The sequence below is a fragment of the Rhodoluna limnophila genome (genome assembly GCF_005845365.1).
In the GTDB taxonomy this organism is placed as follows: domain Bacteria; phylum Actinomycetota; class Actinomycetes; order Actinomycetales; family Microbacteriaceae; genus Rhodoluna; species Rhodoluna limnophila.
In genome coordinates this window covers 584,738-597,622 of record NZ_CP040509.1, presented here as the reverse complement: position 1 = coordinate 597,622, position 12,885 = coordinate 584,738, and the positions used below count along the sequence as shown (strand labels likewise).

The following is a 12,885-nucleotide window of genomic DNA, read 5'->3' as shown; positions in this document are numbered from 1 at the left end:
TAGGAAAAATTTGGGCTAGTTGGCTGCAAATGAAGCTAGGGCTGCGGTTACGACAGCCTCAGCAGTCATGCCGAATTCGCGGTAAAGAGTCTTAGGGTCGGCTGAAGCACCGAAGTGCTCAATTGAGACGCTCTGACCGAATGGTCCGACGTACTTGTTCCAACCCAAGCTCACGCCAGCCTCAACTGAAACCTTGGCTTTCAAAGCCGCAGGAAGAACTGACTCGCGGTATTCGGCCGACTGCTCATCGAACCATTCAAGGCAAGGAGCTGAAACCACGCGAGTGGCGATGCCCTGAGCCTCTAGCTGAATACGAGCGTTGACTGCGATTTCAACTTCGGAACCGGTAGCAATCAGGATTACCTGTGGCTGGCCGTTTGCCGCTTCAAGAAGGACATACGCACCCTTTGCGGTGTTTTCGGCACCGGCATAAACCGAACCGGTCTCGTCAGCTTCGCCGCGTGGATACACAGGAAGATTCTGACGGCTAAGCGCAAGACCAGCTGGACCCTGACGACGCTCCAGAACGGTCTTCCAAGCGAACGCAGTTTCATTGCCGTCGGCTGGGCGAACCATGTCTAGGTTTGGAATCGCGCGCAGAGTGGCAATTTGCTCGATTGGCTGGTGGGTTGGGCCATCTTCACCAAGAGCCACTGAGTCGTGGGTCCAAACGAAGATTGATGGAATACCCATAAGTGCAGCTAGACGTACTGCAGGACGCATGTAGTCGCTGAAGATCAAGAAGGTTCCACCGAACACTCGAGTGTTTCCGTGCAGAACGATTCCGTTGAGAATCGCGCCCATGGCGTGTTCACGGATACCAAAGTGCAGAACGCGACCGTACTTGTCGCCGTTCCATTCGTGGGTCGACCATTCGCTTGGAACAAATGACTTAGCGCCAGCGATTGTGGTCATGTTTGAATCGGCCAAGTCGGCTGAACCACCCCAAAGTTCTGGCATGACTCCGGCAATTGCGTTGATTACCTTGCCCGAAGCTACTCGAGTTGAAACTGAGCTTCCGTTCTCAAAGACCGGAAGAGCAGCTTGAAGACCTTCTGGGGTTTCGCCAGCAACGATTCGGTCAAGCAGGTGCTTCTTGTCGGCGTTTTCGGATGCCCAGGCGTCAAATGATGCTTCCCAGGCTGAACGTTCGCGGTCAAATCGATCGGTGTTGCGAGTGTGAGCAATTACCTCAGGTGATACTTCAAAGGTCTTCTCCGGGTCAAAACCTAGAACGGTCTTGAGCGCTGAAAGCTCCTCGGCACCTAGGGCTGAACCGTGAATCTTGCCCGAGTTCTGCTTCTTCGGTGACGGCCATCCAATAATGGTGCGAAGGGTAATTAGCGATGGCTTATCAGTTACTGACTTGGCCTTCTGGATGGCGTTGTAAAGCTCCTCGAGGTCCTCAACGTAGTTGCCGGTCTTCTTCCAGTCAACGGTCTGGGTGTGCCATCCGTATGACTCATAGCGAGCGGTGACGCTTTCGGTGAAGGCGATGTTGGTGTCATCTTCAATTGAGATCTGGTTTGAGTCGTAGATCACAACTAGATTGCCCAGTTGCTGGTGACCCGCGAGTGATGCGGCCTCTGAGGTGACACCTTCTTGCATGTCACCATCGCCAGCGATTACATAAACAAAGTGGTCAAAAGGGGACTGGCCTTCGGCGGCCTGTGGGTCGAATAGACCACGCTCAAAGCGAGATGCGTATGCGAAACCGGTTGCTGATGCCAAGCCCTGACCCAATGGACCGGTGGTGATTTCAACACCCTTGGTGTGACCGTACTCTGGGTGTCCCGGAGTTGCTGAACCCCAAGTACGAAGAGCCTTAAGGTCGTCAAGTTCAAGGCCGTATCCGTGCAGGTAAAGCTGGTTGTAAATAGTCAAAGAACTGTGACCGACACTCAAGATGAAACGGTCACGCCCAAGCCAGCGGTCATCCTTTGGATCGTGGCGCATTACTTTGTTGAAAAGCAGGTAGGCCACTGGCGCCAAGCTAATTGCGGTACCAGGGTGACCGTTGCCAACTTTTTCAACTGCGTCTGCGGCTAGAACTCGGGCTGTGTCGACTGCCTTGGTGTCGAGTTCGGTCCATTGGAATGCTGACAAGAGCAGCTCCTTTTCTTGTTGTAGATGAGATCGGGACTAAAAAATTTGCTCGGCGCCATTGCCATGAGAAGTACTAAAAAATGGGCACAAATACGTGCTTGAAACCCAATCAAGTTCTTGGAAAAGTCTACTACCTCAGTGTTTTTCTACTTGAAGGAATAACGAAGTATGTCGTTGATTTACACTTATTAGAAATGTTGAAAAAAACCAAGGCCTACGTTGCGCTGACCAAGCCACGTGTAATTGAGCTCTTGTTAATCACCACTCTTCCGACGATGGTGCTTGCCGAGGGCGGAATGCCGGATCTTTGGCTGGTTTTGGCGACCCTTATCGGTGGTGCTCTGAGCGCAGGTTCAGCAAACGCCTTCAACTGCGTCTATGACACCGACATTGACAAAATCATGGGCCGTACCAAGAACCGCCCGCTGGTAACTGGTGAACTCACTAATCGCGAAGCTCTAGTTTTCTCGTGGATTATCGGCTTGGCATCGGTGCTTTGGCTCGGCCTTCTTGTCAACTGGCTGGCATCTCTAATTTCTCTTGCCGCGGTGCTTTTCTATGTGCTGATTTACACCATGCTTCTCAAGCGCTGGACCCCTCAGAATATCGTTTGGGGAGGCGCTGCGGGAGCGGCTCCAGTGCTAATCGGCTGGGCGGCAGTAACAAACGACCTGTCGTTGACCCCTTGGGTTCTATTCCTAATTATTTTCTTGTGGACCCCGCCACACTATTGGCCTCTTGCAGTCAAGTACCGCGATGACTACGAGCGTGCTGGGGTTCCGATGTTGCCGGTTGTGCGTGGACCAAAGACAGTTGCCATGCAGATTGTCCTCTACGCATGGGCCGTTGCGGTCAGCACCTGGGTGCTAATCCCGGTAGCCGGACTTGGTTGGATTTACTCGTCCACTGCAATCGCGGGTGGAATCTGGTTTATCTGGGCAGCACACAGAATTTTCAAGCAGGCTCAGACGGGTGAAATTAGCAAACCGATGCCACTGTTCCACATCTCAAACATTTACCTGACGCTACTGTTTGTGGCTCTTGCAGTTGACCCTTTGGTCTTGGGCTAGTCCTTCTTAATTTCCTTTAGCCGAGCTAGCGACTCGTCCCGCTCGGTAGCGTGATCGACAATTCGACTCGGATAGCCCTGCGACAGACCATCCAGCCTTAGCCAAGGCTCGTGAATCTCTGGCCCCCAGATGTGGGCTAACTCGGGAACATACTTGCGGATGTAGTCGCCGCGAGGATCAAACTTGTATCCCTGCAGTACTGGGTTGAAGACTCGGTAGTACGGCGAAGCATCAGTGCCACAACCGGCAGTCCATTGCCAGCCATGGGCGTTTGAAGCCGGATCAAAATCACTTAGATTGCGCTCGAACCACTCAGCGCCGAGTTGCCACTCAAGGTGCAGATCCTTAATGAGGAATGAGGCAACGATCATGCGAACGCGATTGTGCATCCAACCCGTGGCCAAAAGTTGGCGCATACCTGCATCCACCATGGGAAAACCGGTTTTTCCCTGCTGCCAGGCCTGCAGCTTGGCATCGGCATCCGGGCCAACGTCGTAGCGCATGTCCTTGAATCGCGGTTCGTAGTAATCGTGTTCGGTGTGAGGGTTATGCCAAAGGACATCGGCATAAAACTCCCGCCAGGCAATCTCTTTTCTGAAGACTTCTTCGCCAGGAGAATCCTGCAGATCGGCAAGGATGGTTCGCGGATGAATCTCGCCAAAGGCCAGCGCATGGCTCAGGTGCGATGTCCCCGACAGGTCGGCACGGTTTCGGTCATCGCCGTAATTTTCAAGCGCACGGTGCTTGAAGCGCTCGAAAGTTTGAGCGGCAAAAGCCTCCGAAGCAGTCACTTTGATTGGTGAATCTTTAGTCGGCAGCGGAATCTCCGTTTGCCCATCTATCGAGCGCCAAATGGCTCCTTCGGCGAGCGCAACTGGCTTTGCCCAACCGTGCTGGTACCAGTTCTTGAAAAATGGTGTGTGAACGCGATAGGGGGAGCCGTCGGGCTTCTTCACTGACCCCGGAGCAACAGCGTAATAGCTATCGTCAAGTTGAAGAAAAATGCCAGCATCTTTAAGTGCCAGACCGACCGCATTTTGTTCGGCCACTCCTCGGGTATCGAAGGCTCTAGTGGCATGGACGACCGAAACGCCAGCTTTAGCAGCAGCGTCAACCAATGAAGCCGCCGGCGAACCCAGCACCACGGAAAGGTTGCCACCCAGCGAGCGCTGCAGCGACTTGAGGGACTCGTGCAGAGACCATTGCCTAATGCCCTCGAGCGACTCGAAAACTGAGGAGTCCAGAGCGTAAACGGGGAGCACCTGATTGTCGCCGTCACTAATTGCACCGGCCACCGCCTGGTTCAGAGCCACATTGTCTTGCAGACGGAGGTCACGTCTGAACCAAAATAGGCGCGACATTAGTTTGAGCCTCGGCTCTTGCCCCTAATAGCAAGCCACTGGAAAGTCAGCATGGAACAGATCACTGCGGCACCTAGCATGTGGAGACCAACTAGCAGGGGAGGAACGCCCAATCTAGCCTGAGCGACTCCGATGGCTGCTTGACCAATTAGAACGACCAGTAGCCACAGGACTGCCTTGGTCTGAAAATTCTTAGACCATCGGTCCCGCTTCCAGAGAATCCATGCCTGGGCAATGACTAGCAAGATAAGGACATAAGCGGGGTAGGAGTGCAGGTGTTGCCACAGCTCCAGGTCCAATCCATTTCTGATGCTTTCTGCGTCACCCGAGTGCGGACCAGCGCCGGTAACCAAAACACCGATGATCACTGAGATCGCGCCAACCACTGCCACCGGTGTTGCGGTCAACCACAGGCTGCGTGGGGCAGCAACATCTACCGGAGGTAATGCTCTAAAAACCAACAAAGAGGCAATTGCAATCATGATGGCACTTAAGACAAAGTGAGCCCCTACAAACCATGGGTTTAGCTGACTCCACACGGTGAACCCGCCGAGGACAGCCTGAGCTGGGATTCCAAGACCAAGAATTAGCGCCGGTGCAAATAATCCGCGGTTCAGTTTGCGACCGAGGCGAACAATCACAACGAAGGTAAGCAGGGCGATGAGTGCCAGTACAAAGGTCAGAAGGCGATTCGCAAACTCAATAACTCCGTGCCAACCCATTTCCGGCACCGTAATCAGAGAATCCTCGGTGCACTTCGGCCAAGTTGGGCAGCCCAATCCTGAACCGGTTAGGCGCACAACGCCACCGGTAACCACGATGAGTATCTGGCTAACCAGTGAAAGCCAGACATAAAGCGGGAGTCTGGCAGCAGAAAAGAGGGGATTGTTCGCAATGGTGTTGCGAATCTTTGTAAACAAAGGAAACACTGCCTTTCGACGCGGTTTTTGGCTTCCGGATTCCAAGCCATATCGGTAAACTTGCGGATAGTTTCAACTATTTCTCGATTGCACTGTTGCAATCTTGAGACTTCTCCTGAACCCATCTTTACACAGGGCAAAGTTTGCCTTGCAGGGAATACGGAAGCGCGGTTCATCAGTTGACACTCACAGACTATTTCGGATCAAGAAACTTAGATCTGAGCAGCATAAAAAGGGAGGCCGGCTTGTCCGACATCATCATTGACCGACCAGAACTTGACAGCCTTGGCGTGTACGAGTTCGGCTGGTCCGACTCCGATACCGCCGGTTCAATCGCGAAGCGAGGAATCAACGAAGGTGTGGTCCGGAACATTTCTGGACTTAAGAGTGAACCGGAGTGGATGCTTGAGCGCCGCCTGAAAGGTTTTGACTTCTTCGGCAAGAAACCGATGCCTAGCTGGGGTTCAGACCTTAGTGGCATTGATTTTGACAACATCAAGTACTTCGTGCGTTCAACTGAGCGCCAGGCCAACACCTGGGAAGAGCTTCCTGAAGAAATTCGCAACACCTACGAGCGCCTGGGAATCCCAGAAGCCGAGCGCAGCCGTTTGGTTGCCGGTGTTGCCGCACAGTATGAATCTGAAGTGGTTTATCACCAGATCCGTGAAGACCTCGAAGCCCAGGGCGTAATCTTTCTAGACACCGATACAGCTCTCAAAGAGCACCCTGAGATTTTTCAGGAGTATTTCGGAACCGTTATCCCTGCCGGTGACAACAAGTTCGCTGCCCTAAACACTGCGGTGTGGTCGGGCGGATCATTCGTTTACGTTCCAAAGGGCGTTCATGTGGAGATCCCGCTTCAGGCGTACTTCCGCATCAACACTGAGAACATGGGTCAGTTCGAGCGCACCCTGATCATCGCTGACGAAGATTCATACGTGCACTACATCGAGGGTTGCACCGCACCGATTTACCAGTCTGACTCATTGCACTCTGCCGTGGTTGAGATCATTGTGAAGAAGGGTGCCCGTGTTCGCTACACGACCATTCAGAACTGGTCAAACAACGTCTACAACCTTGTTACCAAGCGTGCAATCTGCCACGAGGGCGCAACTATGGAATGGATCGATGGAAACATCGGCTCAAAGGTAACCATGAAGTACCCAGCGGTAATTTTGGCCGGAGAATACGCTCGCGGAGAGACCCTGTCGGTGGCTTTTGCCGGCGAGGGCCAACACCAAGACGCGGGCGCAAAAATGATTCACCTTGCGCCACACACCAGCTCCTCAATCGTCTCGAAGTCAATCGCACGCGGAGGTGGCCGTACGTCGTACCGTGGCGAAATTCGCGTGATGCCAGGTGCTCACCACTCTGCCAACACAGTTCGCTGTGACGCGCTATTGGTAGACACAATTTCTCGTTCGGATACCTACCCAGCGGTAGACGTGCGCGAGGACGACGTTTCAATGGGCCACGAGGCCACAGTCTCGCGCGTTAGCGAAGAGCAGTTGTTTTACCTACAGTCCCGAGGACTACCCGAAGACGAGGCCATGGCGATGATCGTTCGCGGCTTTATTGAACCAATCGCTAAGGAACTACCAATGGAATACGCCCTTGAGTTGAACAAACTCATCGAAATGCAGATGGAAGGGGCCGTCGGCTAGTGACCACTTCAACACCAACCGTTGAAAGCGGTTCAGTACAGCACGGCCTTGAGGCTCACAGCCATGGGGCAGGCGTTCCAATTCAGACTCGCTACGAGCGCAAAAGGTCGACAAACGTAGCCGACTTCCCGGCAATTTCGACCCGCGAAGAGCAGTGGCGATACTTGCCTGCGGCGCGCCTAAAAGGTCTGGATGCCGATTCACTTGCCGAGTACGTTGGCGACCTTGAAATCAAGCACACCGATGGCGTTACAACCGCATGGGTGGGCTCAGACAATCCGGCCTTTGGCGGAGCAGGCATTCCAGAAGAGCGTCCGAGTGCAGCAGCCTGGGGCTCTGCTGAGCAGGCCTATCTGGTAACCCTTCCAGGCAACGCAAAGTCTGAGGTTCAGCTAACCCTCAATTCAGAATCAACCGAGCCAAGCGCTATTCACCTGATTGTCGATGCAAAACCATTTGCAGAATCAACTGTGATTCTTGACCACAAGGGTGACGCGATTTTGAGCGAAAACCTCGAGATTATTGTTGGCGACGAAGCCCACCTAACTCTTATCTCGATTCAGGATTGGAATGCCGAGGCGGTTCACGCGTCGACTCAAATGGCCCGCCTTGGTCGAAACGCCAAACTGAAGCACCTGGTTGTCAGTTTGGGAGGCGAGACCGTTCGAGTTAGCACTTCTGCCGAATTTACTCAGCCGGGTGGCGACGTTGAGTTGCTAGGAATGTACTTCGCAGACGAGGACCAGCACCTAGAGAACAGACTTTACGTTGATCACGCAGTTCCTAACTGCAAGTCTCGAGTCACCTACAAGGGTGCACTTCAGGGAGACGGCGCACACACTGTTTGGGTTGGAGATGTACTAATTCGCATGGCTGCGGAGGGCACTGATACCTACGAGCTAAACCGAAACCTATTGCTAACCGATGGCGCACGAGCTGACTCGGTGCCAAATCTAGAGATTGAAACCGGTCAGATTGCCGGGGCCGGGCACGCATCGGCCAGCGGCCGCTTCGACGACGAGCAGTTGTTCTACCTACAGGCCCGCGGAATTCCAGAGATTGAAGCCCGTCGCCTTGTCGTACGTGGTTTCCTCAACGAAATCATCCAGCAGATTGGTAACGAAGAAATCGAAGCCCGCCTCACCGACGCAATCGAGGCTGAGCTAGCAAGGAGTAACTCATAATGGCAGTCCGCATCTGCAAGGTAGACGAAATCAAAGCTGGCAAGGCTATCCGTGTGAAGGTGGGTGAACTTCAGATCGCAATCTTCAAGACCAAGGATGGCGAAGTCTTTGCACTTGATGACAAGTGTTCCCACGGTGAAATCTCGCTGAGCGAGGGCTTCATCGGCAAAGATAAGACCGTCGAGTGCTGGGCACACGGCGCCAAGTTCTCACTTGAGACTGGCGAGGCTCTAACTCTCCCTGCCTACGAACCAGTCGTGGCGTACGAAGTCATCGTCGAGAACGACGAGATTTTCCTCGAAATCGACGCCGAATAACTCAGACCTCTTAGAAAAGAAAAAATCACATGTCAGTTCTTGAAATCAAAAACCTCCACGTAACCGTCGAGACCGACCAGGGCACTAAAGAAATCCTGAAGGGTGTTGACCTAGTTATTCGCTCGGGCGAAAGCCACGCAATCATGGGCCCGAACGGTTCAGGTAAATCAACCCTGGCCTACACCATTGCAGGTCACCCAAAATATGAAGTTACCGAGGGTGAAATTCTGCTCGATGGCGAGAACGTGCTTGAGATGAGCGTTGACGAACGCGCTCGTGCCGGACTATTCCTAGCGATGCAGTACCCTGTTGAAATTCCTGGCGTATCAGTGTCGAACTTCCTGCGCACCGCAAAGACCGCCATCGCTGGCGAGGCTCCTGCGCTGCGTAACTGGATCAAGGATGTCCGCGGAGCCATGGATGCCCTTCACATGGACTCTTCGTTCACCGAGCGCAACGTAAATGAGGGATTCTCAGGTGGCGAGAAAAAGCGCCACGAGATTCTGCAACTAGAACTATTGAAGCCAAAGTTTGCTGTTCTTGACGAAACCGACTCTGGTCTAGACGTTGACGCGTTGAAGATTGTTTCAGAGGGTGTAAACCGTGCCAAGTCAGAGAATGACTTTGGTTTGCTTCTAATCACCCACTACACCCGAATCCTGCGCTACATTAAGCCTGACTTCGTGCACGTTTTCGTTGCCGGAAAGATCGCTGAACAGGGCGGCCCAGAGCTTGCAGATCGCCTTGAAGCTGAGGGCTACGACCGTTACGTAAAGGCCTAATCATGAACGCCACTGAGCTTGATCCAACCCTTTATGACAATGTCATAGAGGCTCTAAAGGATGTGATCGACCCAGAAATCGGTGTGAACATTGTTGATTTGGGTCTGATTTACGGTCTTCAGAAGTCTGAAGATGGCAACCTGCTAATCAACATGACTTTGACCTCTGCGGGATGCCCTTTGACCGATGTTCTTGAAGAACAAACGGCCGAAGCACTTGACGGCGTGGTTGAAGCATTCCGCATCAACTGGGTTTGGATGCCACCATGGGGTCCAGAAAAAATTACCGAAGATGGGCGCGAGCAAATGCGAGCCATCGGGTTCTCAATCTAGACCCACCCTAAATTCGCACCAGAAGCCCAAGTCGCAACTTGTAGACTTGGGCTTTTGTGCGTCGCAACCCGATACACCCTTTTACCAACGGAGATTCAAATGATTAGCGTGAGTAACCTAGAGATCCGCATCGGAGCTCGCGTCCTCATGTCTAACGTGAATTTTCGCGTTGATAAGGGTGACAAGGTGGGACTGGTGGGCCGAAATGGTGCCGGCAAAACCACCCTCACTAAAATTTTGGCGGGGGATGGGCAGCCATCTCAGGGTGCCGTGGCTCGCGGTGGGGAAATCGGTTATTTGCCGCAGGACCCTCGTTCGGGTGACCCAGAAGAGCTAGCTCGCACTCGAATCTTGAACGCCAGAGGCCTTGGCGATATTGCGGCCGAAATGGCAAAGTGCACCGAAGACATGGGCAGCATCGAAGAAGACGTCTACAACCGCGCGATGGCTAGGTACTCGGAACTTGAAGAAAGCTTTCAGGCAGCTGGTGGGTACGCCGCCGAGGCTGAAGCTGCAACTATTGCCAGCAACCTAAACCTCAAGGACCACATTCTCGACCAGCCGCTAAAGACACTTTCCGGTGGTCAGCGCCGCCGAATCGAGTTGGCAAGAATCCTCTTTTCGAACGCCGAAACCATGATTCTCGATGAGCCAACCAACCACCTTGACGCCGATTCAGTGGTTTGGTTGCGTGAGTTCTTGAAGGGCTATCAGGGTGGCCTGATTGTTATCAGTCACGACGTTGACCTAGTCGAAGAAACGGTAAACCGCGTTTTCTATCTTGACGCCATTCGCTGCGTAATCGATATCTACAACATGGGCTGGCGCCAGTACCAAAAGGCTCGCGAGACCGATGAGGAGCGCCGCAAGCGCGAACGAGCCATCGCTGAAAAGAAGGCCAATACCCTGCAGATTCAGGCAGCCAAATTTGGTGCAAAAGCCTCCAAAGCTGTTGCTGCAAAGCAGATGGTTCGCCGCGCTGAGTCCCTACTGAACTCACTCGATGAGGTCAGAGAAGTTGATCGCGTCGCCAAAATCAAATTCCCAGATCCAGCTCCATGTGGCCGCACTCCGCTAATGGCTAACAACCTAAGCAAGAGCTACGGTTCGCTTGAGATTTTCACCGCCGTTGACCTAGCCATTGACAAGGGTTCAAAGGTAGTCATCATCGGTATGAACGGTGCCGGTAAAACCACGATGCTGCGCATGCTTGCGGGTCTCGACAAGCCAGACACCGGTGAAATTGTTCCAGGTCACGGACTGAAGATCGGCTATTTTGCCCAGGAGCACGAGACCCTGGACGTCTCCAAATCTGTGCTGGAAAACATGCAGCGTGCAGCTCCACAACTTGCCGACACCGATGCCCGCAAGGTCTTGGGATCATTCCTTTTCACCGGTGATGACGTCAATAAGCCTGCCGGTGTTCTGAGCGGTGGAGAGAAAACCCGCTTGGCACTTGCCTCACTTGTTGTGTCATCGGCCAACGTATTGCTGCTCGATGAGCCGACTAACAACCTTGACCCGGCCAGCCGCGAAGAAATTCTTCGAGCGCTGAGCACATTCACCGGTGCAGTTGTGCTGGTTAGCCACGATGTTGGTGCGGTTTTGGCCCTGAACCCAGAACGGGTGTTGATTTTGCCGGATGGCGATGAAGACCACTGGAACGACGGATACGCCGACCTGATTGCACTCAGCTAAAACCCACTGCTATTCCTGGCCCAGAAGCGCGTCTTCAGCTGCTTTATCGTCGTCGCCCACGCGTTTGCGCCTTTTAGGTCGGTAGGTTTCATCTTCAGCCATACGCTTGAATCTGAGTTCTTGCCGAACACCCCAGATCAATGCGGTGAAAGCCATGAGCGCAAAAAGAATCCACTGCAACGCATAACTCAGGTGATTTCCCTCGGTAAGTGCCGGTTTGGGTAGAAGTTTCGGTACCGCCTCACCCTGGTTGTAGCTTTCGGCTAACCGAAAATACACCGATTCAATTAAGTCACCCGACAAACCAGCCTGCTTGAAGAGGTTCGCCGAGTTTAGAGTGCCAAGTTGACCAGCCGGAGCATCGCGGTTGAGAGTTGGCTCAGTTGGTCTAATTCGAGCGAGGATAGTCCGCTCTTGGTCATCTGGGAGCGGAATTAAATCTGGTGAGTCCTGGCGCGACCCCGTAGGTAACCAACCGGTCTCAATGGCTACCAGCTGGCCAGTAACGGCCTTAAATGGAATGACCTGCAAGAAGCCCGGCTGCCCGTTGTATGGGCGATTTCGAACTAGGTAAGCCTTCTCGGGCAGGAATTGGCCGGTAATCGACACCGGTCGCCACTCATTGCGGGCGTCAAACTCGTCGGACCGAACAACATCCTCTAGTGACAGAGGGGCCTGATCGTAGTTTTGCGCCACAACTTCAATTTTTGCCAAGGCCTCTTGACGGCGGTCAAACTGCCAATCAGAGAGAAAAACACAGGCAACTGCAAACACCGATGCAGCAATCAGCCAAGCCAGCCAACGTTTCCAGGAATCGTTGAGCCAGCTCAGTTTGTAATTGGTCATTGAATCTTTTCGGTAGTTAGCAGAAAACCTCGGGTCTCTAAATAGTCAACCAGAAATTGTCGATGCTCATCACAGGCCGACCAAACTTTAGTTCGCCCATCGGTGTGAATCTTGGGGTTTCGCCAGGTGAGACTGAATTCAGCCGTTGTAGTACAACCTGCTCTGGAACATTTCAGATTTGGGGGAGAGATACCCAGCAACTAACGGTTTTCCTCTGGCTTTGGCGCGGCAACGAATTGGTCGGCGGAAATAACCAGTTTTGGCGCAACTGCGGTGGCTAGTTTTGGCTTGTCGTCTGTGACCACAGCGTTGGCTAGGACAACGGCAAAATAAGGCAGTAGGACTGCTCCAGCCGCAAACACCCAGGCTAACCAGCCTTGAACGACCAAAGCCAGCACCAAACAAACCATTCGAATGATCATGGCAATCAGGTATTTGATCATGCGGGTTTTGCGTTCAGCCTCGGGGGATTGACCGATCGAGGTAACACTCTGCGTTTCACTCATGTCTAATCACCACTTTCAGATCAGCCGAATACAGCTACCAAAGGCTCGCAAAGGTAGACTTCACTTGTCCCAAGCGCAGCGCTAACAGTTGTATTCCCT

The 12,885-nt window shown here is 53.1% G+C and carries 12 protein-coding genes; 7 read left to right on the top strand and 5 right to left on the bottom strand.

Annotation, left to right across the window (positions count from 1 at the left end):
* Positions 1–15 precede the first annotated feature (15 nt).
* Complete coding sequence (gene tkt, locus FFA38_RS02920) at positions 16–2,106, bottom strand: transketolase (RefSeq protein ID WP_138315473.1); 2,091 nt, start codon at positions 2,104–2,106, stop codon at positions 16–18.
* A 194-nt stretch (positions 2,107–2,300) separates the two neighbouring features.
* On the opposite strand from tkt, the gene FFA38_RS02915 reads away from it, so the two are divergent.
* Positions 2,301–3,176: a heme o synthase gene (locus tag FFA38_RS02915; protein WP_138275312.1), complete on the top strand. Its 876-nt coding sequence runs from the start codon at positions 2,301–2,303 to the stop codon at positions 3,174–3,176.
* Here FFA38_RS02915 and FFA38_RS02910 read toward each other — a convergent pair.
* Positions 3,173–4,537: a cryptochrome/photolyase family protein gene (locus FFA38_RS02910; RefSeq protein ID WP_138315472.1), complete on the bottom strand. Its 1,365-nt coding sequence runs from the start codon at positions 4,535–4,537 to the stop codon at positions 3,173–3,175. The two genes, FFA38_RS02915 and FFA38_RS02910, sit on opposite strands and share 4 nt — an antisense overlap.
* Positions 4,537–5,457: a COX15/CtaA family protein gene (locus FFA38_RS02905; protein ID WP_253786197.1), complete on the bottom strand. Its 921-nt coding sequence runs from the start codon at positions 5,455–5,457 to the stop codon at positions 4,537–4,539. The genes FFA38_RS02910 and FFA38_RS02905 overlap by 1 nt, the downstream gene beginning before the upstream one ends.
* A 245-nt stretch (positions 5,458–5,702) precedes the next feature.
* Between FFA38_RS02905 and sufB the strand changes: the two genes are divergently transcribed.
* The 6 genes from sufB to abc-f all read left to right on the top strand — a co-directional run bounded on the left by sufB (position 5,703) and on the right by abc-f (position 11,434).
* Positions 5,703–7,121, top strand: coding sequence for a Fe-S cluster assembly protein SufB (sufB, locus tag FFA38_RS02900; protein ID WP_138275310.1), 1,419 nt, complete (start codon positions 5,703–5,705; stop codon positions 7,119–7,121).
* Positions 7,121–8,305: a Fe-S cluster assembly protein SufD gene (sufD, locus tag FFA38_RS02895; protein WP_138315471.1), complete on the top strand. Its 1,185-nt coding sequence runs from the start codon at positions 7,121–7,123 to the stop codon at positions 8,303–8,305. Before sufB ends, sufD begins: the two co-directional genes overlap by 1 nt.
* A complete protein-coding gene (locus FFA38_RS02890) occupies positions 8,305–8,622 on the top strand; it encodes a non-heme iron oxygenase ferredoxin subunit (protein ID WP_216641477.1) in 318 nt (105 codons plus the stop codon). The genes sufD and FFA38_RS02890 overlap by 1 nt, the downstream gene beginning before the upstream one ends.
* Positions 8,623–8,651: 29 nt before the next feature.
* The gene (sufC, locus tag FFA38_RS02885) at positions 8,652–9,404 is read left to right on the top strand and encodes a Fe-S cluster assembly ATPase SufC (protein WP_138275307.1); all 753 of its coding nucleotides are present in this window, start codon (positions 8,652–8,654) and stop codon (positions 9,402–9,404) included.
* A gap of 2 nt (positions 9,405–9,406) precedes the next feature.
* Positions 9,407–9,736: a metal-sulfur cluster assembly factor gene (locus FFA38_RS02880; RefSeq protein WP_138275306.1), complete on the top strand. Its 330-nt coding sequence runs from the start codon at positions 9,407–9,409 to the stop codon at positions 9,734–9,736.
* A gap of 99 nt (positions 9,737–9,835) precedes the next feature.
* Positions 9,836–11,434, top strand: coding sequence for a ribosomal protection-like ABC-F family protein (abc-f, locus tag FFA38_RS02875; protein ID WP_138275305.1), 1,599 nt, complete (start codon positions 9,836–9,838; stop codon positions 11,432–11,434).
* Positions 11,435–11,443: 9 nt separating this feature from the next.
* Here abc-f and FFA38_RS02870 read toward each other — a convergent pair whose 3' ends face one another.
* A complete protein-coding gene (locus FFA38_RS02870; protein ID WP_138315470.1) occupies positions 11,444–12,280 on the bottom strand; it encodes an SURF1 family cytochrome oxidase biogenesis protein in 837 nt (278 codons plus the stop codon).
* A 200-nt stretch (positions 12,281–12,480) separates the two neighbouring features.
* Positions 12,481–12,786 carry a DUF3099 domain-containing protein gene (locus FFA38_RS02860; RefSeq protein ID WP_138275303.1) on the bottom strand — a complete coding sequence of 102 codons (306 nt, stop codon included), beginning with the start codon at positions 12,784–12,786 and terminating at the stop codon, positions 12,481–12,483.
* Positions 12,787–12,885 lie beyond the last annotated feature (99 nt).